Source organism: Bacillus sp. NTK034 (assembly GCF_017303275.1).
In the GTDB taxonomy this organism is placed as follows: Bacteria; Bacillota; Bacilli; order Bacillales; family Cytobacillaceae; genus Cytobacillus.
On sequence record NZ_JAFKOJ010000010.1, the window covers coordinates 43993 to 69235 of the forward strand.

Consider the following 25243-nt stretch of genomic DNA (forward strand, 5'->3'; position numbering starts at 1 on the left):
CGGAAAAAATCTCATTTCAAATTAGGGGGAAGCACACTTGTACGTCATTACAAACGGAAAACTAATTACAGAGGATACTATTCTGCAAGGCTATGATCTTCTGATAGAAGGTGATCGGATCAGCAGAATTGCTCCAAAGGGAGAAATGAAATTTGAAGAATCCCTGGAGGTGATAGATGCAGCGGGCGGGTATGTTTCACCGGGATTTATCGATATCCATTCCGATTATATTGAACATATGGCAGCACCGAGGCCAACGTCTTTAATGAACTTTCATTTAAGTCTCAGGGAAGCAGAGAAGGAGCTTATATCCCATGGGATCACAACGATGTTCCATTCGCTTTCCCTCTATAAAGAAACAGAATATGCATACAAGCCGATTCGGGAACCGGAAAATGTCAGAAAGCTCATTGACCTGATAGATGAGACACACAGTACAAAGCATCTTGTGCGCCACCGTTTCCACGCAAGGATGGAGATTGATAATGTGGATGAAATCGAGAACCTCAAAAGCTACATCAGTGAAAATAAGGTGCATTTGATTTCATTTATGGATCATACACCAGGACAGGGCCAATATCGTCATCTGGAAATCTACCGGAACACCGTTAAAAGCTATAACAGTATGAGCGATGCCGCTATAGATGTTTTAATCCGAAATCACCAAACAAAAGAAAAGCTCTCTGTCGAAGATATGAAGGACATTGCCGGGCACGCGCATGCACATGGGATTGCAGTTGCTTCACATGATGATGACAGCTTTGAAAAAATCGAGCTGGTGAAGAGCTTCGGCACGACAATAAGCGAATTTCCAATAACTCAGGAGGTAGCCTATAAAGCGAAGGAGCTTGGCATGTATACGGTAGCAGGAGCACCGAATGTTCTGCTCGGAGGCTCCCACAGCGGAAACCTGGGTGCAGCAGAAGCGATTCAAAATGATTCGATTGATATATTGTGCAGTGATTATTATCCGGCTGCTATGCTTCATGCCATTTTTGAACTGGCAAGAAATTACGGGATGGACCTTGCAGAAATGATCAGACTTGTCACAATTAATCCGGCCAAAGCCGTTAACATGGATGAAGAAATCGGTTCGATTGAGGCAGGAAAGAAGGCTGACCTATTGATTATTGAAAAATTGGCCGACGATTTTCCAGTCATAACAGGTGTGTTCGTTGATGGGAAGCTTATTCAAAAAACAAATTACAGAATTTGATTTCAAGCTGTAATACTACAAAGAGAAAGCAGGTGGGTCGGTGGAAAATCTATTGGAAATCAAAGATCTGTCCAAATCATTTACCCTTCATAACCTCGGGAAAAATATTCATGCAGTTAGCGGCATTGATATCAGCTTAAGAGAAGGGGAATTCATCGGGATTACAGGAAAAAGCGGGAGCGGAAAATCGACGATATTGAAATGCATTTTTGGAACTTACAGCCTTCAGGAAGGGAGCATTTGGTACAATTCCAAAAAGTTCGGGCCTATCAATTTGGCTGAGGCAACAAATAGACAGATGATTTATTTGCGCAAGCAAGAAATTGGCTATGTGTCTCAATTTCTGAATGTTATGCCAAGAACGACTGCCAGGCAGCTTGTAGAGCAGGCTATTGTTGAAATGGGAAGGGACCAGGTTCGTGCTGAGAAAGAGACAGAGCGGATCCTATCGCATTTCGAGCTGGATCAAGAGCTGTGGGACAGCTATCCTGCCACCTTTTCTGGCGGGGAAAAACTCAGGCTGAACATTGCCCGGGCTATGGTCAAGAAGCCAAGACTGCTTCTTTTGGATGAACCGACCGCAAGCCTGGACTATGAATCTAAAATGAAGGTGAAAATCTTAATAGAGCAATTAATGAATGAAGGCACGACAATGCTTGGAATCTTCCATGATCTTGAATTTATGAACAACTTATGTGATCAGGAATACAACATGCAGAATGGTGTATTTACATTGTCTCATTAATTCTTTACCAGTGCTTAACGATTTCTCATAATGCCTTATCAGTAGATTAATATTCTTTCGCTATAGTTAGGTCGATGGTATTATAAAAACTTTTCTAAATAAGAGAGGGGAAAAATCATGAAGAAAATGGCGTTATTTTTGCTTTCAATTGTGATGACCGCTGTATTTGCAGGCTGTTCGTTTACAGCGAACTCAGAGAAGGACGATACGCTGACGATTGCCTGGCTTCCGAACGAATCAGGCGCTGATTTAGGAGAAGCACGTGACGAAATTGGGAAACTGATAGAAGAAAAAACAGGCAAGAAAGTAGAGCATCAAACAACGACTGATTATATTGTGGCAATTGAAGCGATTGCGAACGGCAACGCAGATATGGCGTTCCTTGGTGCACAAGGATACATAGAAGCACATAACAAGAATGAAAAGGTTCTTCCGCTGGTTGTTCCAAGCGGTGAGTCCGGCACTCTGGAGGACGCTGTGTATTACAGCTGGCTGGCAGTTCAGAAGGAAAATGCAGATGAATACAAAAACGGCGGGGAATTTGCCATAGACAATATTCAAGGAAAGAAATTCTCTTTTGTTTCGAACAGTTCAACTTCAGGATTCAAGGTTCCATCTACAGGCATTACTGATTATTTCAGTGAAAAAGAAGAGTTTAAGAGTTTGACAGCTGAGGATTTACTTGAGGGCGGAGAGGACAAGTTCTTCAATGAAGTATTATTTGGCGGCTCTCACCAGGGTTCTGCTGTCAATCTATTAACCGGCAAAGCGGACGTGGCGGCATTCTGTGATACATGTGTGAACAATTATGTGGAGCTTGCAGAGGGTGAAGCCAACAAACAGGGTGCTGTTTACAAAGTGAAAGATGATGCTGCTGAGCCATTGAACACGGTTGCCGGAAAGGAATTCAGCTTAATCTCAGTAACTCCTGTATTGAATGCACCATTTGTAATCAATTCCGGCACATTGAGCGAAGAAGATCACAAACAGCTGCTTGAAATTATGACTTCAGACGAAGTGGCAAATAACGAAAAAATCTTCGTTCCGGAGGACTCCGAATTTTCAGGGTTATTCAGCAGAAAGTCCGGTAGTGAGCGTTTGGTGGAAGTTGAAGATGAATGGTTCAACCCTATCCGTGAGCTTGCAAAATAAATCGAAGTTCTATCGGCGGGGAGGGCTTTATTCCCCGCTGATGGCCGGTTGAACAATCGAATTTTATCGGCAGTTGAAATATTTATTTACTATATTGTCCTTTAAGTAGTCTGGACTGCCCGTTAATGCGGGATAAAACAATTGGATAGGAGGGGTTAACTCATGTCAGCATTATTGGAAGTTAATCACCTTACAAAGCAATTTGGCAAAGATTCGAAAGCATTAAATGATGTGAGCTTCTCAGTCCAGGAGGGGGAATTCGTTTCCATTATCGGCCCATCAGGAGCAGGGAAATCAACTCTCCTCCGCTGCATCAACCGCATGATTGATGCTACAGGCGGAGACATCCGCTTCCAGGGTCTCCATGTAATGGACCTGAAGAAAAAAGAATTAAAACAGGTCCGCACCAAAATTGGCATGATCTTTCAGCACTATAATTTAGTCAATCGATTGTCGGTAATCGAGAACACTTTGCACGGAAAATTGGGGACCAAATCAACATTGGCTGGCGTTTTGGGACTTTACAGCAAAGAGGAAAAGCAGCAGGCAATCCAGATTTTGAAAGTGCTTGGCCTGAACGAAATGATTTATAAGCGTGCAGACCAATTAAGCGGCGGGCAAAAACAGAGGGTAGGAATAGCGCGCGCGCTTATCCAAAATCCGCGGATGCTCTTGTGCGACGAACCCATTGCATCCCTGGATCCTAATTCGGCGAAAGTAATTATGGATCATTTGAAGAAGGTTTCAACAACTATGGGCATTACAGTGGTTGTAAATCTTCATCAGGTTGATGTGGCCATCAAATATTCTGATCGAATTATCGGCATTAACAAGGGGCAGGCAGTATATAACGGTACAGCTAAAGGAATGACTTCTGAAGACATTCAGCGGATATATGGATCAGAAGCGGATGATTTAATCTTTGACATAGGAGGCATCCATGCAGGCTGATATCTTTGCTAAGAAAAAACGAAACACACTTGCCTTCCTTTTACTTCTTGGAGCCGTGACAATCCTTGCCATGATCATTACAGAATACAATGCTTTAAAGGGTTTTGCTTCAATCCCGAAAGCCATCCAATGGGGAATGGCAAACTTTTATCCAACCGCAGAATCCTTAGAAAAGCTGCCAGTTATTCTTGAAAAGCTGCAGGAAACACTCCTGGTTTCGATTGCGGCCACGACAGCAGCAGCTGTATTCGCCCTGTTATTTTCCATTTTCGGTTCAAATACTACAAGGGTAAATGCCTTTTTTGGAGCGATTACAAGAGGAATTGCCACTGTCTTTCGTAACATTGATGTTGCCGCCTGGGCACTGATTTTGCTGTTTTCATTTGGACAAAGCGCGTTAACTGGCTATTTTGCTTTGTTCTTTGGGTCATTTGGATTCTTAACCAGAGCTTTTACCGAAACAATTGATGAAGTAAGCGGGGGTTCTGTGGAGGCGTTAAAAGCGACAGGCGCAGGCTACTTTTCCATCATCTTTCAATCGGTCATTCCATCAAGCATTCCGCAATTAATCAGCTGGATTTTGTTCATGATTGAAACAAATATCCGCAGTGCCACACTGATTGGACTGCTGACAGGATCTGGAATCGGTTTTACATTCAACTTATACTATAAAAGTTTGGCTTATGACACAGCAAGTTTGGTCGTTGTTGTCATCATAGCTGCTATCCTTTTGATCGAATATGCATCCAATTATGTAAGGAAGGTGATTTTGTAATGGAGGTGAAGGAACAGCTCAGTAATGTCTCAGCATCAGCTGACCATCTGCTTGGTCAAAGAATGCCGGCTAAACCTTTGAATAAACCGGCTATTGTGACGAGATTAACTCTCTTTATTCTCGCTGCTGTAACAGTCTATGCATTTTACAGCTTTGATTATAAGGAACTGAACTTTATGGATGCGCTTCTCGGCACATTCGCCAATTTAAAAACCATATTCCTTGAACCGCACTTGAAGCATTTCTCCTTTGGACATGCCCTATATCAAGTTATGGTTACACTTGGCCTCGCCTTTCTGACTACCTTGTTTGGCGCTATCATAGCAGTCCTATTTGGATTGCTGGCGGCTGAGAATCTGTCTTCGAAAAGGGTTTCAATATTCATTAAAAGCATGGTCGCATTTATAAGAGCCGTGCCGACCGTCCTGTGGGTCCTGATCTTTGCGGTTGCAGCCGGCCTTGGAAGTACAGCTGCAGTTATTGGAATGACCTTTCACTCGATCGGCTATTTAATCAAAGCCTATTCAGAGTCCTTTGAAGAATTGGATAGGGGAGTGATAGAAGCGCTGCAGGCGAGCGGAGCCAATTGGTGGCAAATTGTCTTTCAAGCGGTTATCCCATCTTCCATCACTTATATGATCTCCTGGACATTTCTCCGCTTTGAGATTAACTTTGCAGTAGCCGTTGCCATGGGAGCAGCAGCAGGAGCCGGCGGAATTGGATTTGACATGTTCATGGCAAGCAGCTTTTACCTGGATATGAGGGAAATCGGGGCTATTACTTATTTTATTTTGGCCGTTGCAGTAATCCTTGAAATCTTTGCCGCTAAGATTAAGAGAAAGCTTAAAACAGCATAGTGAATAAGCCATTATTTGACCAGGCTCTGATGAGCCTGGTCTTTATATTTTGCTGTATATGACGACTCTCACTGTTCACAAATTTGATGTTCTGTGAATCTTTGAAAAGTATAGATGAAATCCTGTCTAAAAATTAAAAATATAAAATTTTCTGAATTCACTATTGAAATTACGAGATTATCAATCTATAATGAATTTAATTATTTTCATCAGTGGAGAAAATAATATGTAAATAACCTTTAAATAGCGAAAATACATAGATAATTTTACATATTTGCTAACATGGTGAAAATAATTGTCGATTTTAAGCTCTTTTAGATTAAACATCTGAGAAAAGCAAAAAAGACAAAATTGTTCGAGGGGGAAAGCAATTTGAGAAGGGTAAACGTGTGGAAAATGCTGTTTGTTGCTTTTGTATCTGCGATTTTACTGGCTGGCTGTTCCAGCGAAGAAAGCGGTGGAACTTCTGAAAAGGAGAATTCAGGGAAATCAGCAAGCGGCAAGGATCAGGAGTTAGTCATTGCTGTTAATGAAAACTTCATTTCAATGGACCCGCATAATACGGGCGATACGAATTCAAATTCAGTCCAGACTGCCATGCTGGAGGGATTACTGGGATCGGATGAAGAGGGACAAATCATTCCGCAGCTGGCTGAGGAATACAGTGTCAGTGATGATGCACTGGAATATACTTTCAAGCTTCGTCAGGGTGTTACCTTCCATGATGGGGAGCCGTTTAATGCAGAGGCGGTTAAAACCAGCTTTGAAAGGATTATGAAGGATGAAAGCCTTCGTTTAAACAGCCGCGGATTTAATCTTATTACCAGCATTGATGTAATTGATGAGTATCAGATTAAAGTCACTTTAAAAGAACCATATGCAGGTATGCTGACAAGATTTGTTTCCGCTAAAATCCTAAGCCCGAAGCTGATCAATGACTCTTCCAGCGATATCGGCAAAACACCGGTTGGCACCGGTCCATTCAAGTTTGTGGAATGGGTTCAGGGGGACCATTTAACAGTTGAAAGATTTGATGATTATTGGAATAAGGCTGATCGTGTGAAAAAGATTACGTACAAGCCTGTTCCGGAAAATGGCTCTCGTGTAGCTATGCTGAAAACAGGCGAAGCACATGTGATCTATCCAGCGCCAGTACAAAACCTAAAGGAATTGGAGAGCAATTCAGACGTTGAAATTCATAAAATTCCTTCCACGATTGCCCGATATGTATCCATCAATACGATGAAAGAACCGTATGATGATGTCCGTATTCGCCAGGCCATTAACTATGCTGTGAATAAAGAGGCATTTATAAGTGTTGTCAATTCCGGCTACGGCTTGCCGCTGGACTCGATTATTCCTAGCAAAACCCAGTTTTACTCCAAACAGGAAACCTATGATCACAACATTGAGAAAGCCAAAGAATTAATGAAAGAGGCTGGATTTGAAGATGGCTTCAATGCTGAAATTTGGGGGAACACCAATTCCGACACATTGAAGGGAATGCAGTTTATCCAGCAGCAATTAAAAGAAATTGGAATTACCGTTGAGATTAAGTCAATGGAAGAAGGCACGCTGTCTGATGAAATTTATGGAGCTCAGACACCGGAAGATGCAAAGGTGCAAATGTGGTATGTCAGCTGGTCTGCGTATCCTTCCGACACCACTAATGCTACGAAGCCATTGTTCAGCAGCAGCTCATTCCCTCCGGATGGAGCGAATACTGCATACTACAAAAATGATGATGTAGATAAGTGGATTACAGAGGTAAATCAAACTGCAGATCCTGACAGGCAGGCAGAAATCTACAGCAATATTCAATCAACGATCTACAAAGATGCACCTTGGATCTTCCTGGGGGTAGATGAGATCCTGGCTGGTTCAAGGTCCAATGTCGAGGGCGTCTTTATTTCTCCAACAGGCGGAATTAATGTGACTGACGCGAACCTTAAGTAAAAGCAAGGCAAGAAAAGAAGAGGCAAAGGCTTATTATACCCGATGCCTCTTCCTTTTTAAGAAAGGGGTTTTCATTTTGCTTCAATATATCTTGAAGAGAATCCTGGAAATGATCCCAATCCTATTTATTGTTTCCATATTAATCTTTTTCTTCACACATTTAATTCCTGGAGATCCTGCCAGATTAGTTGCCGGAAAGGATGCAACTCTTGATGAGGTCAATATCATCAGGGCGGAACTGGGGCTGGATAAACCGATTTGGGATCAATACATTACATACATGAGCAATTTGTTTCAAGGAGATTTGGGGACGTCCTTAAAAACAGGCCTTCCGGTATCAGAGATGTTTGCAGACCGCTTTATGCCCTCCATCTATTTAACATTCATGAGTATGGGCTGGGCATTGGTGCTGGGTTTGTTAATAGGCACACTGTCAGCGGTATTCAAAAATAAATGGCCGGATTATCTTGGGATGGTCACAGCCGTTTCGGGAATTTCCATGCCGGGATTCTGGCTTGGATTGATTCTTATTCAGATTTTTTCTGTCCAGCTTGGGTGGTTTCCAACAGGGGGGGCTGAGAGCTGGAAGAGCTATATATTGCCTTCTATCACTTTAGGGGCAGGCATCATGTCCATGCTTGCCAGGTTTACCCGGTCATCATTGCTTGAAACGTTAAGGGCAGATTTTATCCGGACGGGCAGAGCGAAAGGTCTTAAGGAATCTGTAGTCATTCCAAAGCATGCATTGAGAAACTCTTTAATTCCCGTCGTAACCATTGCCGGACTGCAGTTTGGCTTTCTGCTGGGCGGATCGGTTGTTGTGGAGACTGTTTTTAGTTTTCCGGGGATGGGACGATTGCTGATTGATTCTATTGCCTTCAGGGACTATCCAGTCATCCAGGCCGAACTATTGCTTTTTTCCATTGAATTTATTCTCGTTAATTTAATAGTAGATATCATGTACAGTATGCTGAATCCGAAGATACGCTACGTTTCCTAGAGGAGGGGAATCATGGAAATCATAAAAGAAGTTAATGCCTATACCCCAGTGATTCCAAAGAAAAAATACTCACCTGTTAAAGAATTCTTTAAGAATTGGAAAAAGCAAAAAATGGCATTTGGGGCAAGCATTTTTATCCTGCTGCTAATCATCATCGCCATTATTGGGCCCTATATTGCACCCTATGATCCATATGAGCCCGATTATAATACGACGCTGCAGGGTCCGAGCAATGAACATTGGGCAGGCACAGATGAATACGGACGAGATATTTTCAGCCGCTTGCTCGTCGGTGCGAGAATTTCACTTGGTGTGAGTTTTCTGGCTGTTTTTTTGGGAGCGGCTGGAGGAATCATTCTTGGACTAATGAGCGGTTATTTTGGCGGCTGGCTGGATCGTCTTATTATGCGCGGCAGTGATGTCATGTTTGCGTTTCCGGATCTGCTGCTGGCAATCGCCATTGTGGCCATTTTAGGACCTGGATTAACAAATGTGGTAATTGCCGTGTCCATTTTCAGCATCCCATCTTTTGCAAGACTGGTGAGGGGTTCGACATTAGAGGGGAAAGAGACCGTCTTTGTCGAAGCGGCGAAATCAATGGGAGCCTCGCACCGGAGGATTATGTTCAAGCACATTTTCCCTGAAACACTTGGAAGCTTAATTGTGTTTATTACGATGAGAATAGGAACGGCAATCTTAGCGGCCTCCAGCCTGAGTTTTCTGGGTCTCGGTGCCAGTCCTGAAACACCGGATTGGGGTGCTATGCTCAGCCTTGGACGTGATTATTTAGGAACAGCTTCCCATGTTGTCATGATGCCGGGATTAGCGATCTTTTTGACCGTGCTTGCTTTCAATCTTGTCGGAGATGGGCTCCGGGATGTCCTGGACCCTAAAACGAAGAATGAGTAAGGGAGATTGAAGAAAATGGAGAAGCTATTGCAGATAAGCGAGCTGGAGACGCAATTTAAAAAGGATAAGCAAAAGCTGAAAATTTTGCGGGGTGTCAGTTTTCATATCAATAAAGGAGAGGTACTTGGGCTCGTTGGGGAATCCGGCTGCGGCAAAAGCTTAACCTCCCTTTCGATCATGAAATTATTTAAAGGCACAAGCGGAGAAATATCGGGCGGAAACATTTCCTTCAAAGGCGAGGATCTTACTCATAAATCAGAGAGGGAAATGAGAAAAATCCGGGGAAAACAAATGGCCATGATTTTTCAGGAGCCGATGACTTCCTTAAATCCCGTCATGAAAATAGGCGAACAGCTGCTGGAGCCCATCCGGCTGCATCTTGATTTAAACGAAAAACAGGCGAAGGAGCATGTGATTTTTATTTTAAAGAAAGTGGGGATTCCCCGGGCGGAAGAAATCGTTTATGAATTTCCCCATCAGCTTTCTGGAGGAATGCGGCAAAGGATTATGATTGCCATGGCCATGTCCTGCAATCCTCAGCTTCTAATAGCAGATGAACCGACGACTGCACTGGATGTAACGATTCAGGCGCAGATACTGGAATTGATGAAACAGCTGCAGCGTGAGGAAGGCATGTCCGTTCTATTAATTACCCATGATCTGGGTGTAGTGGCGGAAATGTGTGACCGGGTAGCAGTCATGTATGCAGGCCGGGTAGTAGAGGAAGCGAATGTTTTCGATTTATTTGAAAGCCCTAAGCATCCTTATACGAAAGGACTGATTGGATCTGTTCCAAAAATCGGACAGAGAAAGGATAAACTGACATCCATTAAAGGAAATGTGCCCGATCCCGGCAATATGCCCAAGGGCTGCAAATTTGCGCCAAGATGCAATGAGGCCATGGCTATTTGTTTGGAGGAAGAGCCGAGTGCCACTGATTTGGGGAATGGGAGAATGTGCAGCTGCTGGATGATTGAAGAAGGGAGGAAGAATGTATATGCCTGAGACACTGCTGAAAATAAACGGGCTGAAAAAGTCATTCACGCTTCCGGGCGGCATGTTTGCCAAAAAGAGAACATTAAAGGCAGTTCATGATGTGTCGTTCGGCATCGAGCAGGGAACGACATACAGTCTCGTTGGAGAAAGCGGGTGCGGCAAGTCTACAACAGGACGGCTGATCTCAAGGCTGCTGACTCCCAGCCACGGTGAAATCTGGATTGATGGCGAAGAAATTTCACAAAAGAAAGAATCACAGCTGAAATTGGTACGAAAAAAGGTGCAGATGATCTTTCAGGACCCCTATGCATCTCTTAATCCAAGAATGAAAGTAAGAGAGATTATTGCCGAACCTCTTGTGATCCATACGAAACTATCAAAAGCCGAACGGCATAGATTAGTCAGCGAAATGCTGGAAGTCGTAGGACTGACAGAACATCATGCCGACCGGTATGCCCATGAATTCAGCGGCGGCCAGCGCCAGCGGATCGGCATAGCCAGGGCGCTGATTATGAAGCCTAAGCTCATAATAGCTGATGAACCCGTATCCGCTCTTGATGTTTCCATTCAATCTCAAATCCTGAACTTACTAAAGGATTTGCAGACTGAATTCAATCTTACGTATCTATTTATTTCTCATGATTTAAGTGTGGTCGAACACATCAGCGACAGCATCGGGGTCATGTATCTTGGCACCATCGTAGAATCAGGGCCAAAGGATGTCATCTTCTCAAATCCGCAGCATCCTTATACAAAAGCACTGTTATCGTCTGTGCCAGTCCCGGATCCGAGGCTGAGAAGGGAGCGGATTGTCCTGCAGGGAGACTTGCCGAGCCCGGTTAACCCGCCTTCCGCCTGCCGCTTTCATACGAGGTGTCCTGCCTGTATGGATATTTGCAGAACAGTGGAACCAGAGGTGAAAAAAGGGCTGGCTGATGATCATTTTGTTGCATGTCATTTAATGGATTAGCCAAACGAGCCGATTCAATGAGGTTTTTCTTAAGGATTTTTCGCTCTGCAGGAATTTATCGGTCACTTTGCCGTGTTTATCGGTCACTTTGCCGTGTTTATCGGTCAACTTTTAATTATATCGGTCAGTTTTCGGAGATATCGGTCAGAATTATATTTTATCGGTCACATTTTTAATATATCGGTCACTTGGCGGTATATCAGCATTCCTGCGAATTCACTATAAAAATATAAGAAATAGGAGAGGATTTTCATGAAGGTTGGACTTAGCACGTACAGTTTAGTAAGAGAATTAAGAGATGGCAATATGACGGTTCTGGATGTGATCGACTGGATTGCCGAAAATGGCGGGGAGCATATGGAAATTGTCCCTTATGGTTTTTCAGTTGTAGATAATGCGGAGCTGGCACAACAAATTAAGAAGAGAGCAGAAGCAGCCAGGATTGAACTTTCTGCCTATTCCCTGCCGGCAAATTTTGTCCAGCCAACACAGGAAGCATTCGAACAAGAAGTGGAGAGGCTGAAGGAACATGTGGATATCGTTAATCTCATGGGCATTAAGATTATGCGCCATGATGTAACAGCATTTCAGCTGAAGCCGGAAGAAATGACGATTCACTACTTTGAAGAGCATTTTGATAAGTTAGTAGAAGGAAGCCGTCAAATCGCAGATTACGCAGCACAATACGGCATTACGACAACCATTGAAAACCACGGTTTCAATGTCCAATCGAGCGACCGTGTACAGCGTGTTATTCATGCGGTTAACCGTCCTAACTTCAAAACAACTCTCGATGTCGGCAACTTCCTGTGCATTGATGAGGATCCGCTCGTTGGGGTAAAAAAGAATCTAAAATACGCAGCAACGGTCCATTTAAAAGATTTCTATATTCGCCCATATTTTGAGAACCCGGGTGATGGAGTCTGGTTCAGAACTGTAAATGAAAACTATCTGCGCGGAGCCATCGTTGGCCACGGAGATCTAAATATACGTGAGATTATCAGATTGATAAAAGGATCCGGCTATGACGGTTATCTAACAGTGGAATTTGAAGGCATGGAGGATTGCAGGACCGGTTCCAAAATTGGCATGGATAACGTAAGAAGGTTATGGAATGAAGTGCAGGCAGTGAATGATTCTAAGCCGGTTTTGAAAGGGTGAAGAAAGTGGAGCCTTTAAGAGTCTGTATTATAGGAGCCGGATCGATATCTGATATGCACTTCAAGTCCTTTGCCGGCAATTCTGATGCTGTACTGCATGGAGTCTTTGATTATTCTTCGGAAAGAGCGGAAGCGAAGGCGCTGGAGTATGGAATCAGCCGTGTATATGGGAATATAGGAGAAGTGTATAATGACCCGAATGTTGATGCAGTAAGCATTTGCACCTGGAATAATAGCCATGCGGAAATTTCTGTTGGAGCACTAAAAGCTGGAAAACACGTTCTGGTAGAAAAGCCTTTGGCCATGAATGTGGAAGAAGCGCTAAAAGTGGAAGCAGCTGTAAGGAAAAGCGGGAAAACCCTGCAGGTAGGTTTCGTACGGAGGTTTGCTACAAATACAAAAGTATTAAAATCATTTATTGCCAACGGAACTTTAGGTGACATTTACTATGCAAAAGCATCATGCCTGCGCCGTCTCGGAAATCCCGGGGGCTGGTTTGCAGACAAGGATCGGTCTGGGGGAGGTCCGTTAATTGACCTTGGTGTCCATGTCATCGATGTATGCTGGTACCTGATGGGCCGCCCTAAAGTGAAGTCGATTTCCGGGAATGTGTACAGCAAGCTGGGGAACAGAGGGAATGTCGAGAATTTGCGCTTTTATAAAGCGGCAGATTATCAAAAAGACCGTAATACCGTAGAAGATTTAGCAAATGCCCTTATAACGTTTGAGAACGGAGCCTCTTTATTTGTGGATGTATCCTATACACTTCATGCGAAGCAAGATGAAATTGGAGTCAAATTATATGGCACAAAAGGAGGCGCAGAACTTGAGCCTGAATTGGCCATTGTAAGTGAAGAAAATAACACAATCCTTAATATTCATCCGCAGATGGATCATTTAACTTTTGATTTTGCCAATGCCTTCCAGAATCAGATCGATTCCTTTGTTTCAAGCTGCATAACAGGAACAAATCCACTGGCGCCCGTTGAAGATGGGGTGGAAATGATGAAGATCCTCGCTGGCATTTATGAAGCGGCTGATAAGAAAAGCGAGGTGACATTTGCTTAAAATGGAGACTGTAAAACTCTCAAATAAAATTGGTGTGATGGTGGATAGCCTGCGGATGCCCTTGTATGAAGGACTTAAAGTCTGCAGGGATATGGGGGCTGATGGTGTACAAATATATGCGGTGGAAGGAGAAATGGCTCCTGAAAATATGGATCAGAACTCCCGGAAACATCTTAAGAACTATTTGGAATCCATTGGTCTTGAAATTTCTGCCCTTTGCGGTGACCTTGGGGGGCATGGGTTTCAGGATGCTGAGCAAAATCCAATGAAGATCGAAAAATCCAAACGCATTTTGGATCTTGCAGCAGAATTGGGAACAAATATTGTGACGACGCATATTGGCATTATTCCTGAAGTGCAGGACAACCCCATCTATGAAGCCATGCAGACAGCATGTGAAGAACTGGCTGTTTATGCAAAAAGCATGAATGCCTACTTTGCCATTGAGACAGGTCCTGAACCATCCGCCAGGCTTAAAAACTTTTTGGATACTCTGAGCACGAATGGGGTATCAGTTAATTTCGATCCGGCGAATATGGTGATGGTAACCGGAGATGACCCGGCAGATGGTGTCAGGCTCTTAAAGGATTATATTGTCCACACACATGTGAAGGATGGAAAGAGGCTTAAGCCTGCTGATCCCCGTGATGTATACGGGTTCCTTGGATATGGCGGCGGCACAGACCATGAGGAAATTGCCGAAATGGTTGCCACAGGTGAGTATTTTAGGGAGATGCCGCCCGGTAAGGGAGAAGTTGATTTCGGGGCTTACTTCAATGCTTTGAACGAAATTAATTATCAAGGGTACTTGACGATTGAAAGAGAAGTGAATCAAAATCCAATAAGTGATATCTCAGAAGCGGTAGGATTCATTAAAAGCTTTAGGTAAATGGATTCATGCTTTGAACAAAGTGTATAATGAGATAGGGATTTCCAATGTAAGCTTCCAAAAGGGATTACTCTTTTGGAAGCTTTACCGGACTTGCACAGAAAAGTGATTAAGTTTTAAAGGATGATGTTGGTTTTTCCAATGAAGGCAAGAGTCAACACGATTCTTTAAATGCACCTTCAGAGTTGGAAGTCTAAATCTGCAGGCATAAAGAAGGTAGGATAATGGAGAAGCACGATCAGCTTTTAATGAAAAGACAAAATAAAAATCTTGTTCTGGATATTTTAAAGACCAAATCTCCTATATCGAGAATTGATATTGCAAAAATGACGGGGATGAGCCCGACTTCCATAACACGAATTGTCACTGAGCTTCAGCTGCAGGGTTACCTGAGGGAAACAGAAGCAGTTGCATCCGGAGTAGGGAGAAAAGCAACCTTGCTGGAAGTTCGCGGAGATGTGTTTTATACAGTTGGCATTGAAATTGACAAATCCCTGCTGAAGATTGGTATTGTCAATTATATTGGAGAAATGGTTTCATTACATAAGAGTAAAAGAAATGAATCAGAGAGTTATATGGAAACGCTTCAAAAAATAAATGCGGTCATTCGAAAGATCATGGATGAAAACGAGATTCCTGCTGCTAAAATAATGGGCCTGGCAGTCGGTTTGCCAGGATATATAGATTATAAAAACGGTATTGTGAAGGTATCGGATCAGTTAAAGTGGAAAGATGCAAGCCTGGCTGAAGATCTGCAAAAGCTTACCTCTTTTAATGTCATTGTTGATAATGAATTAAAAATGAAGATTGTGGCTGAGAGCTTTACAGGCAAAGCGAAGGATACGCAGAATTCCATATTAGTAGGAATTGGTTCCGGAATTGGTTCTTCTATCATGCTTAATGGAGAAATTTACAGAGGGGAAACCAATAATGCAGGGGAAATCGGGCATACGGTGATTGACCCTACAGGCAATGTCTGCAATTGCGGCAAAATAGGCTGTCTCGCAACCTATATTTCTGAAGGAGCGATTCTTGCTGACAGCAGGAAGGTGAAGGATATTTCTTCTATAGAAGATGTGTTCCAATCCTATCGGGACCGAGAGCCCTGGGCACTAAATATTATGGATAGAGCCTCTACTTATATTGCTTTGGCCATCAGCAATCTCCTCTGTCTATATAATCCTGAAGTCATTATTCTAAGCGGCAATACGATTGAAAAACTGCCTGAAATGAAGGAAGCCATTGAGCAAAAATGCGAGTTATATATATGGGAGCCGTTGAAGCAGACAGTGAGAATTGTATATTCAGAATTAAGTGATTATGGAGTTGTGCTAGGTTCGGCAATACAGGCCCAAAATCTTATGCTGGAGCTTGAGTAGAAAAGCCAATTTTAAGGAGAGAACTGAATTGAAATTTACTGCATTAGTAGAGGAAGTCAGGGGAGGGATCGTTGAGAATATACATACCGGGATTATTTGCGGTGTGGATGATCAATTGGAATCCTTTTATCAGGTTGGTGATGAAGAGCATTACACATACTTTCGCTCTGCATCTAAGCCAATCCAGGCGCTGCCGGTCTTTCTGACTGATATAATTGAGAAGTACGGATTAACAGAGCAGGAAGCTGCATTGTTTACAGCCTCCCATCGGGGAGAGCCCTATCATATTGAGGCTCTTGAATCCATGTTAACCAAACTCCCTGTAAAGGAAGAAGAACTTTATTGCCCTCCATCTTATCCTTTAAATATACAGCCAAGAGAAGAGATGATCAGACAAGGGAAACAGAAAAGGAAGCTTTATCACAATTGCGCCGGCAAACACATGGGATTTATTACAGTATGCCGTGAATGGGGATTTCCAGTGGAGGGATACTGGAAAGAAGACCATCCTTTGCAAAAGCACATCATGGATATTCTTTCTCATTTATCGGGCATCCCCGTCTCTGCTATTCATATTGGTATTGATGGCTGCGGGGCGCCCGTTTTTGCCATTCCTTTAAATAGGATGTCTGAAGTATACCTGAAGCTGGCTTGTCCCGATCTGATTCAAGATCCCCGGCTGCAGCAGGCAGTTATTAAGATGACGGGCATTATGAATAACCAGTTTAATATGGTTGCCTCACAGCATTTTATCTGTTCGATTTTATTGGAAGACAAGAATATTGTAGCTAAAGGCGGAGCGCAGGGTGTGTATTGCTTCGGACTAAAAAAAGAACGGGCTGGATTTGCCCTCAAAGTATTAAATGGATCTGAGGACGTCTGGCCAAACATTGTAGCATCTATTCTTGAACAAATACACTACAGCAATCATGACACCATAAAAAAGCTGAGAAGCCTGAGACCTTCCGTTATTCGAAATGATGCTGGAATAGAAGTGGGATCTATAAAGGAAATATTCCAGTCAGAGAAATTGCCATTAAATTAAGTGAATTCCAGCACTATTAAAGGAGATACATACATGTTAATAGAAGTGATCGCAGATACCCTAAGTGATGCGCTAATTGCCCAGGAAGCCGGCGCAGGCAGAATTGAACTGGTAACCGGTCTCTCAGAGGGGGGGCTGACACCAGGCTATGGTGTCATTGAAAGAGTGTGCAGGGAATTAAGGATTCCCGTGAATGTGATGATACGTCCGCACAGCCGCGGGTTTTGCTATTCGGAAGAAGACATTGAAATTATGATTCAGGATATTAAAATATGCAATAAATCAGGAGCAGCAGGTGTAGTATTGGGCGTTCTCACACCTGACCATAAAGTACATAACGATCATTTAAAGCGGCTAATCGATGCAGCAGGTGGGTTGGATATAACTTTCCATAGGGCATTTGATGAGGCTGATGATCAATTTGCAGCTTTGGAAAGTCTAAAGCAGTATCCGCAAATTTCGAGAATTCTTACATCCGGAGGCCGGAGAAGTGCTGCAGATGCAGCAGAAAGACTAAAGAGCCTGCATGAGCTTACAGCAAATAGTCATTTAAAGATCATGGCGGGCGCGGGGCTTTCAATTGAAAATATCCGTGCATTTTTGGATGAGGTGCCTGTATCTGAAGTTCATTTCGGTACAGGAGTCCGTGTGAAATCCAGCTATGAGCATGCAATTGATCCTGAGAGGGTGCTGAAGGTAAAGAAAATTATCGGTGCATAATGGGGAAAGGGCTTTAGCGGAATGCAGCCTGCTGAGTAATGTGGTATTACGTGTGATGGGTTAGTATTTGTAACCCTTACTAAAATAAAAATATTACATTAAAAAAATGACAGGTACTAATTACACCTGTCTTTTTTTATTACGAAAAGTCACTATTAAATTACCTTAAATCGCATAAGATTTAAGAAGATAACGTTCTATAAACTCAGCTAATCCATCATTTTCGTGGTGTCCCGTAACAAAATCAGCTGCGGCTTTAACCTTGTCGCCAGCGTTCCCCATTGCCACACCAGTACCGGCGTTACGAAGCATCTCTATATCATTGGGTCCGTCTCCAATGGCTGCGACCTCATTTGGGCTGATCCCAAGTTCGTTAAGTAAGCTTTTGATAGCAGCCCATTTGGAAACATCAGGAGCAACCAGCTCAAACCCGTCATTCCATTCGATGACTCCTGCTTCCGTTTTAAACAAAGCGGATATTTCAGGACTTGGTGAACCTGTTCGAACACTATATTTAAGAACATCCTGATAAGTTGCCTGTCTTAAATCTCCTATATACTGCGGCGGAATTTGCCCAATTTGAGTCCAATAATCGATTTCTTCATTTGTTTCCTTACAATATAGCCCAGCTGCTGTGTGGATCATAACATTACATGGACTTTCTGCGGTCAGATGGTGAAAGCGTTCTTCATTCAATCTTACGGTTTTTATTTGCGTTGCTCTTCCTGTCTCTGCATCGTGAATAGCGGCACCATTCAAACAGATCATCGGAGTTTGTAACCCAATTTCTTTATGGTAGGGAGCAGTTACCTCATAGTGACGGCCAGTGGCCAGAAACACCATGACTCCCTGATCTATGAGCCGATAAATGGCTTCCATATTTCGGCGGGAAATGCAGTTTGAGGCTTTCAGGAGTGTACCATCCATATCAATAAATACTGCACGCATATTCATTTATACTGCCTCCTCATTCGTTGTTAAACCAATCATATCCTCTGAATATTAAATCCAGGTAAACTCAGTGTATAGATTACGTGTTTTTTATTTATCAAGCTTAAACATCCACAAAGAATAGAGGGATCGACTATGAATATTATTCGTGCTTGTGAAGCAAAAGGAAATATAAGAAATGAGATGAGTGTCATTTTTGTAGACGGCTTTTATCAATGGCTGAATTATTTTTCAAAGGATAAAGCTAAACTTTACAGGACATTTGCCCATATGTTTAATACAGAGGTCTTCTATACAACTGCAGTTGACAATCATATTTCGGCTATAGCCGCCTGTACAAACAATACACCTTCAGTGAAATTGAAATATAGTGAATTTAGAAAGCATCTTGGTTTAATCATGGGAAGTATTGCTTATATCATTCTCAGAAAAGAATTTGAGAAAAAACAATATCCCTTTCAAATTTCTGAAAATATGGGTGCTATCGAATTTGTGGCAACGTCGGTTAATTATAGAGGACAGGGTATGGCGGCAGAACTGCTAAAGACGATAATGGATTCAACTTCATACTGCGAATATGTACTAGAGGTAGCAGATACCAATACAAATGCCATCAAGCTTTATGAAAAACTGGGATTTGCAGAGTTTATGCGTATACCTCAAAAGCATAGTGAAAAAAGTGGTGTCAATAATCTTGTCTATATGAAGCATGTGAAGGAGAAAGAAGCTGAATCCCAGGGCTAAGGGACGAGCTGTGAAACCGATGCTGTATATTCGATTGGAAACCATTTATAAAAATAGAAAAAGAATACGGTTAGAGTAATTTTCCGCGAAAAAGAGGCTTAATAGAAGTAAAGATATCAAAATATATCTAAGAAGGAGATTATTTATAATGGCATCTGTATTCAAAGAAGAGAAACTTTATCGGATCCAGGTAAGTAAACCATGCCGGGTAATAGGTATACTCGACAATTTATTTGGCGGGTTTTATCCTTTTTTAGACGATATTAAAGAAGAAAACTGGGGAATGATCCCGGCAGGCTGTGAAGGGTGGTTAATCAAAAAATGGGGACGAACATACTTTTTGCCTGATGAAAACCAGAATGGAATCCAGCAATTCACACATACAAATCAGCCATTTGTGTTAATTCCATTTCATAAAATAAAAGACTCTTACAAAAAAATGAGCTAGTGGGAGTTGAAAATTAATAGGGTCATAGAAAAAAAGGAGAGGCTGCTGCAGTGATTAATGGCTGGATTCTTACACTTACTATCTTGCTGATTATAATCCCTTGTCTTTACTTTATTACCAGACATAAAAAACTAGCGGTTCAGGTATTTACTTTAGAGAGTTTTTTAAATGCACATCACTCGAATGGAAGTGCGGATACAAATAAAAGTAAATTGGATTCTATTAAAGGATTTTTTGATGAAGCCGATCATGCTGGGAACGGCGATGAAAGTAATACAGGAGACATCGATGATGGAGGCGACGATGGGGGAGAATGAGTGCCAGCAGTTTACCCGAAAATAACTTAGACCATGAGTTTCAAGGTACCCATTTGTGAAGGGCTTTTAGTCCCGCTATTTGAAAAACCTATGTTTTATTTTCATTAACTTTCTTAAAAGAAGGTTAATGTATGTAAAAAAATGGATTACGACCTTCTATTTCCGTTTGGATTCTTCTATGATTACTACTGTAACAAATATAGCAGCCAAGGAGGAATTTGAAATGAAAAAATGGTTATTAGCTATGATGGCAGTTTTAATGATTACAGGTGTGGCTACAGGCTGCAACAATGAAGAGGATCCTGAAGAGACTAACACAGAAGAAACTGAAGATACGGGAACTGAAGAAGGCACTGAAGAAGGAACTGAAGAAGAAACAGAGTAAAGAATTAAATTCAAAGAAAGTGCGCCTTTTGGGGAAGGTGCACTTTCTTTTTGAATGATTGCATAAATATTTCCATATGCAGTTTGACGAGACTGGCAGTTCCGTGCTACATTAATTTCATAATACAAAAAGGTGTGGTGAAGTATGTCGGTAGTAGGTGTCAACTAATTGTTATTAGTTGAATAAGGTGTTTATTTTCTGGTTTTAGCCAGTTTATTAAGAATGCCTTTTTTTCAAACATAAATTGTTTGAATACCTACTATAAGACTGCTTCCATTTCTAAATATTCGTCTAGCTTAAGACACTAAGCCTGCTTCAGGGTTTAGTTTGTTTATGCCTGTTCGAAATAGTACGCCCGCGGAAGCTTTCTGCCCAATTAATATTGGCGGTGGGGAAGGCTTTTGCGGGCTATTTTATTTGGAATGAGGCAGAGAAAATGAATAATATGACTTTTGAAAAATTACAATACCACGAATTGAAGAATAAAGTGAAACAGCATTGCGTCAGCAGTTTAGGGAAAGAGTTAATCGACCGGCTGCAGCCGAGTCCAAATGTGAAAGCCGTCCGCAATCGCTTAAATGAAACAAGCGAGGCCCGAAGGCTGCTGGACGCCGAAAAGCATTTGCCATTAACAGGCATTTCCAATATCACAAGCCATATTGAAAAATTGGAAAAAGGCATCATATTAACTCCCTCCGAGTTAAATGCGGTATCCGATTTTTTAAGAGGCTGCCGGAAAATCAAAAAGTTTATGGCTGATAAAGAATTTTTTGCTCCAGTCCTGTACACGTATGCGCTATCTATGACTGAATTTAGACATATTGAAGAAGAGATCTTATATGCGATTAAAGGAAACATGGTTGATTCCGGTGCCAGCAAAGAGCTGAAACGAATCAGAAATCACATAGCGAAAACAGAAGGGAAAATCGAAGAACGATTGAACAAGTTTTTGCGCAGCGGAGCAAATAAAGAATACATTCAAGAATCATATATCAGCAAAAAGGATGACCGTTTTACGATTCCGATTAAAGCTTCCTTTAAAAATCAGGTAGCCGGAACCGTTATCGAAACATCTTCAAAAGGCTCGACTGTTTTCATTGAGCCTGATGCAGTTTCAAAGCTTAATGTTGAATTGGCGATGCTAAAATCGGAGGAGTCGGTAGAGGAATATCAAATATTAGCCACGCTTTCCGGAGCGATTCTAGAATCCATTCATGAGATCCGCATCAATATTGAATGCATCAGCCAGTACGACATGATTTTTGCCAAAGCGAAGTACAGCAAAAGTACGGACGCGATTGAACCGGAGATTAATAATCATGGGTATATCAAATTAGTAAGCAGCAAGCACCCTTTATTAGAAGGAAACATTGTCCCGCTGGATTTTGAAATCGGGAAAAATTATAGAAGTTTAATCATAACAGGTCCTAATGCAGGCGGGAAAACCGTCGTATTAAAGACAATCGGAATCCTCACTCTTGCTGTCATGTCCGGGTTTCATATTATGGCGAAACCGGGAAGTGAAATCGCCATCTTTGACAATGTGTTTGTTGATATTGGAGATAATCAAAGCATAGAGAATGCCCTTAGCACGTTTTCTTCCCATATGAAGAACATTTCAGAGATCATGAGTGCTTCCTCGAATAATACGCTGCTTTTATTCGATGAGATTGGAAGCGGAACAGAGCCGAATGAAGGTGCTGCTTTAGCCATTGCCATTCTGGAAGAGTTTTATCATATGGGATGCATTACGATTGCCACTACTCACTACGGTGAGATTAAACGTTATTCTGAAATGCATGATGATTTTATGAATGCTGCGATGTTATTCGACAGTGCCGAATTGAAGCCGATGTATAAGCTCTTAATAGGCGAATCAGGAGAGAGCAATGCGCTTTGGATTTCCAGAAAGATGAATATCCGCGAACATGTCCTGAAGCGAGCGCAAATGTATATTGAAAACAAGGATTATAATCTGGAAGCAGTAAAAGAGAACAAAGTAAAGAAACCAGTGATAGAAGTAAATCAGACTGCAGAAGTATATCAATATGACATCGGTGACCGTGTGAAAATGATCAGCCAGGATGATTACGCCATTGTGTATGAGCCAATAGATAAATTCAATAACATCAAGCTGTTCTATAAAGATGAAATAGTGGAAGTGAACAGTAAACGGATTGAATTGGACATTAAAGCAAGCGAGCTATATCCAGAAGGGTATGATATGAATACCTTATTTACCAGTTACCATGAACGGAAGCGGCAGCATGATTTGGAGAGAGGTTCGAAAAAGGCGCTGCGAAAGGTCCAGAAGGAGATTAGAAATAGAAAGCAAGAATAGTTTTATGAAGGCGATCTTCCAATTTTGGAGAGATCGCCTTTTCTTCCGGCTAATTATCAGACAAGAATAATTTGGCAATCTGTCGCCTAAAATGCCGAGGTTCCGCTCATAACTTTGGAAGTTCGCCGATAAAATTGCGATTTCGCTCATAACTTTGGAAATACGCAGATAAAACTGCGATTTCGCTCATAACTTTGGAATTTCACCGATAAAACTGCCGATTTCGCTCATAACTTTGGAATTTCGCCGATAAAACTGCCGATTTCGCTCATAAATTTGGAAATTCGCCGTAAAAACTGCCGATTCGCTCAAAACTTTATAATTTCGCCGATAAAACTGCGATCTCTCGCCATTACACCATGTAATTGAACATTCCTTACTTAGGCAAATCATTCACCTCATAGGCAGCTCGTATTCCGGATTCGATTGCCCCTTGAATCCATGTCCTGGTTTTGGATGTATGCTCTCCGGCAAAATGGACACGCCCCTCCGGTGAAACAATACCGGGAAACAATTCGGTTTCCTGTCCGGGTTCAAAGAATGAAAATCCGCCAGAGGCATATGGATTCAGTGCCCAGCTGTATGAAGCTCCTCTAACAAATTGGCTATAAACGATATTACCGTAAATTTCCGCCAGGTTTTTGAGTGCATATTGAATACGCTTTTCCTCCGGCTGACTATCCCATGTATGAGCCTCATCCGCCCAGGTATAGCTGGCAATAAGGATGGCAGGGCCGCTTGTGCCAATCCCAGGACTTGGCAGATAGGTAAATCGAATCGGCTGGTCTGTAATTGTTTTGCCGCCAAGCTGGCCTGCTATTTCCCAAAACCGGGACTTAAACTCAATGGCAATTTTAGTTGCTGCCATATAATTAAGTTCGCGGATAGCTCTCCGCTTGAAATAGGAAAATGAATGAAAGGGTTCTAAATTTACAAACCGCATAGCTGAAAAGGGGATAGTGACAATGGCAAGGTCTCCGGTTATAGTGGATTGCTCTTTGGTTTGCTGATGGGATAATTGAATGGCCACGCTGTTTGTGCCCTGAATGATTCCCGTCATTTTTTGGTGGAGATGAATATCAGTTTTCAATTGAGGGAGGAAAGCCTTTGGCAATCTGTCCATTCCGCCTGTTATTTCATAGTAAGTTCCTGGAGCAGTGAAAATGACCAGCTCACGTAAAACTTCAGTGAAAGACATTCCCATAAAGGCTTCCAAATCCAGCAGCACACCGATCATATCAATCGCGCCAGCGGAAAAATAAAGGTTTAATATATAGCCAAAAGAGTATTTCTTATATTGGCTTTCCAAAATGGCCCAATTTCTTGCAGGGTCTTTGCTGATAAAGTCAATAAAAGGCTGTAACGCTGTCAGCAGAAGTTCCTCAGCCGATTTTCCTCAGCCGATTTTCCTCTCTCATTAGGATGAATGGGGAAATTTAATATGCCTGGATAGCGCTCATACACCTCAAGCCGAGTTTTGATGCCATTTGCGTATAGTATATCCATAGGAGTGCGGTTAATAAAAACATTTATAGGGAGTTTGAATTTTTCTATATAGGATAAGGTCAGAGAATGGATATGAGGTATCCTCATTGGGCCTGCGTTAAAGTATAATCCTTTGCTGAAAGGGGAGCGCATGGTATAAACACGTCCGCCAATTCTGTCATTTGCTTCCAGAATGGTAATCTTATGCCCGGATTCCTTTAATAAAGAACCTGCCACCAGACCAGCCATACCTGAACCAACTATGACGATATGCTTTGGCGACCGTGTCTTTTGTAGGCCGTGATGAACCACATTCAGCATTTGATCATTCGTTAATTCCGGCTTTTTCTTCCAAGTCATCTCTCCGCCCCTTTGCAATAGGATTCATTGCAGTATATTCAGATTAAGGAATCACCATGTGTCATTATTAGTAAAAGGGCTAAAATTAGAATCTTGTCTTAATACTCCTTATGTGGCGTACAAGCTGAAAAAATTAAATCCTGCAGCTAGTTAGCCTAACCAAAACCATTAGATCATATATTGCCAAGTCAATAAGAGAATTATAGTAAGAAATATTGTCATAGGATTTGTTTGGTTGTAATTATCGAAAAATAGTTTATTTATTAAAATTTCCTTTATACTAAATAAAAAAGTTTTACAACTTAGTAGTTTAACATTTTTCAAATTAGGATTGGCAGGTGCAGCGATTATGAAGTTATTAATTTCTGAAAGGGACCAGCATGAAAGAATAGCAATTGAATGGCTTATTTCAGCATACTCACTC

The 25243-nt window shown here is 42.0% G+C and carries 23 protein-coding genes and 1 pseudogene; 22 read left to right on the plus strand and 2 right to left on the minus strand.

Features of this window, described 5'->3' with window-relative positions:
• Window positions 1–37 precede the first annotated feature (37 nt).
• The 17 genes from phnM (at window position 38) to JI665_RS23215 (ending at window position 17788) form a co-directional block, all read left to right on the plus strand.
• Window positions 38–1216 carry a phosphonate metabolism protein PhnM gene (gene phnM / locus JI665_RS23135; protein WP_206844689.1) on the plus strand — a complete coding sequence of 393 codons (1179 nt, stop codon included), beginning with the start codon at window positions 38–40 and terminating at the stop codon, window positions 1214–1216.
• Window positions 1217–1256: 40 nt separating this feature from the next.
• A complete protein-coding gene (locus JI665_RS23140) occupies window positions 1257–1961 on the plus strand; it encodes a phosphonate C-P lyase system protein PhnL (RefSeq protein WP_206844690.1) in 705 nt (234 codons plus the stop codon).
• Window positions 1962–2078: 117 nt separating this feature from the next.
• Entirely contained in the window at window positions 2079–3113 is a 1035-nt protein-coding gene (gene phnD / locus JI665_RS23145; protein ID WP_206844693.1) for a phosphate/phosphite/phosphonate ABC transporter substrate-binding protein, read from the plus strand.
• A 162-nt stretch (window positions 3114–3275) separates the two neighbouring features.
• Entirely contained in the window at window positions 3276–4064 is a 789-nt protein-coding gene (gene phnC / locus JI665_RS23150) for a phosphonate ABC transporter ATP-binding protein (protein ID WP_206844695.1), read from the plus strand.
• Window positions 4054–4839, plus strand: a complete 786-nt coding sequence (locus JI665_RS23155) for a PhnE/PtxC family ABC transporter permease (protein ID WP_113881563.1) — start codon at window positions 4054–4056, stop codon at window positions 4837–4839. The genes phnC and JI665_RS23155 overlap by 11 nt, the downstream gene beginning before the upstream one ends.
• On the plus strand, window positions 4839–5696 hold the full coding sequence (locus JI665_RS23160; protein WP_206844697.1) for a PhnE/PtxC family ABC transporter permease: 858 nt from the start codon (window positions 4839–4841) through the stop codon (window positions 5694–5696). The genes JI665_RS23155 and JI665_RS23160 overlap by 1 nt, the downstream gene beginning before the upstream one ends.
• A gap of 372 nt (window positions 5697–6068) precedes the next feature.
• Window positions 6069–7652 carry a glutathione ABC transporter substrate-binding protein gene (locus JI665_RS23165; protein WP_206844698.1) on the plus strand — a complete coding sequence of 528 codons (1584 nt, stop codon included), beginning with the start codon at window positions 6069–6071 and terminating at the stop codon, window positions 7650–7652.
• Window positions 7653–7728: 76 nt separating this feature from the next.
• On the plus strand, window positions 7729–8652 hold the full coding sequence (gsiC, locus tag JI665_RS23170; protein WP_048007856.1) for a glutathione ABC transporter permease GsiC: 924 nt from the start codon (window positions 7729–7731) through the stop codon (window positions 8650–8652).
• A gap of 12 nt (window positions 8653–8664) precedes the next feature.
• Window positions 8665–9561 (plus strand): ABC transporter permease, encoded by an 897-nt coding sequence (locus tag JI665_RS23175; protein WP_048007855.1) that lies wholly within the window; start codon window positions 8665–8667, stop codon window positions 9559–9561.
• Window positions 9562–9576: 15 nt separating this feature from the next.
• Window positions 9577–10566 (plus strand): ABC transporter ATP-binding protein, encoded by a 990-nt coding sequence (locus JI665_RS23180; protein WP_206844699.1) that lies wholly within the window; start codon window positions 9577–9579, stop codon window positions 10564–10566.
• The gene (locus tag JI665_RS23185; protein WP_206844890.1) at window positions 10559–11527 is read left to right on the plus strand and encodes an ABC transporter ATP-binding protein; all 969 of its coding nucleotides are present in this window, start codon (window positions 10559–10561) and stop codon (window positions 11525–11527) included. Before JI665_RS23180 ends, JI665_RS23185 begins: the two co-directional genes overlap by 8 nt.
• Window positions 11528–11779: 252 nt before the next feature.
• Window positions 11780–12688 (plus strand): sugar phosphate isomerase/epimerase family protein, encoded by a 909-nt coding sequence (locus JI665_RS23190; protein WP_206844701.1) that lies wholly within the window; start codon window positions 11780–11782, stop codon window positions 12686–12688.
• 5 nt (window positions 12689–12693) lie between these two features.
• A complete protein-coding gene (locus JI665_RS23195; protein ID WP_206844704.1) occupies window positions 12694–13755 on the plus strand; it encodes a Gfo/Idh/MocA family protein in 1062 nt (353 codons plus the stop codon).
• A 1-nt stretch (window position 13756) separates the two neighbouring features.
• Window positions 13757–14644, plus strand: a complete 888-nt coding sequence (locus JI665_RS23200; RefSeq protein ID WP_206844706.1) for a sugar phosphate isomerase/epimerase family protein — start codon at window positions 13757–13759, stop codon at window positions 14642–14644.
• Between the two features lie 224 nt (window positions 14645–14868).
• Window positions 14869–16023 (plus strand): ROK family transcriptional regulator, encoded by a 1155-nt coding sequence (locus JI665_RS23205; RefSeq protein WP_206844709.1) that lies wholly within the window; start codon window positions 14869–14871, stop codon window positions 16021–16023.
• 28 nt (window positions 16024–16051) lie between these two features.
• Window positions 16052–17068, plus strand: a complete 1017-nt coding sequence (locus JI665_RS23210; protein WP_206844713.1) for an asparaginase — start codon at window positions 16052–16054, stop codon at window positions 17066–17068.
• Between the two features lie 33 nt (window positions 17069–17101).
• The gene (locus JI665_RS23215) at window positions 17102–17788 is read left to right on the plus strand and encodes a copper homeostasis protein CutC (RefSeq protein ID WP_206844716.1); all 687 of its coding nucleotides are present in this window, start codon (window positions 17102–17104) and stop codon (window positions 17786–17788) included.
• 165 nt (window positions 17789–17953) lie between these two features.
• Here JI665_RS23215 and JI665_RS23220 read toward each other — a convergent pair whose 3' ends face one another.
• Window positions 17954–18742 carry an HAD family hydrolase gene (locus tag JI665_RS23220; RefSeq protein ID WP_197204514.1) on the minus strand — a complete coding sequence of 263 codons (789 nt, stop codon included), beginning with the start codon at window positions 18740–18742 and terminating at the stop codon, window positions 17954–17956.
• 132 nt (window positions 18743–18874) lie between these two features.
• On the opposite strand from JI665_RS23220, the gene JI665_RS23225 reads away from it, so the two are divergent.
• The 5 genes from JI665_RS23225 to JI665_RS23245 all read left to right on the plus strand — a co-directional run bounded on the left by JI665_RS23225 (window position 18875) and on the right by JI665_RS23245 (window position 22974).
• Window positions 18875–19483 carry a GNAT family N-acetyltransferase gene (locus JI665_RS23225; RefSeq protein ID WP_206844721.1) on the plus strand — a complete coding sequence of 203 codons (609 nt, stop codon included), beginning with the start codon at window positions 18875–18877 and terminating at the stop codon, window positions 19481–19483.
• Window positions 19484–19631: 148 nt separating this feature from the next.
• The gene (locus tag JI665_RS23230; protein ID WP_206844910.1) at window positions 19632–19931 is read left to right on the plus strand and encodes a hypothetical protein; all 300 of its coding nucleotides are present in this window, start codon (window positions 19632–19634) and stop codon (window positions 19929–19931) included.
• A 50-nt stretch (window positions 19932–19981) separates the two neighbouring features.
• Entirely contained in the window at window positions 19982–20248 is a 267-nt protein-coding gene (locus JI665_RS23235) for a hypothetical protein (RefSeq protein ID WP_206844724.1), read from the plus strand.
• A 223-nt stretch (window positions 20249–20471) separates the two neighbouring features.
• Complete coding sequence (locus JI665_RS28735; RefSeq protein ID WP_244671298.1) at window positions 20472–20633, plus strand: hypothetical protein; 162 nt, start codon at window positions 20472–20474, stop codon at window positions 20631–20633.
• Window positions 20634–21069: 436 nt separating this feature from the next.
• Entirely contained in the window at window positions 21070–22974 is a 1905-nt protein-coding gene (locus JI665_RS23245; RefSeq protein WP_206844732.1) for an endonuclease MutS2, read from the plus strand.
• Between the two features lie 376 nt (window positions 22975–23350).
• On the opposite strand, the pseudogene JI665_RS23250 reads toward JI665_RS23245, so the two are convergent.
• Window positions 23351–24780, minus strand: a pseudogene (locus JI665_RS23250) (flavin monoamine oxidase family protein).
• Between the last annotated feature and the right edge of the window lie 463 nt (window positions 24781–25243).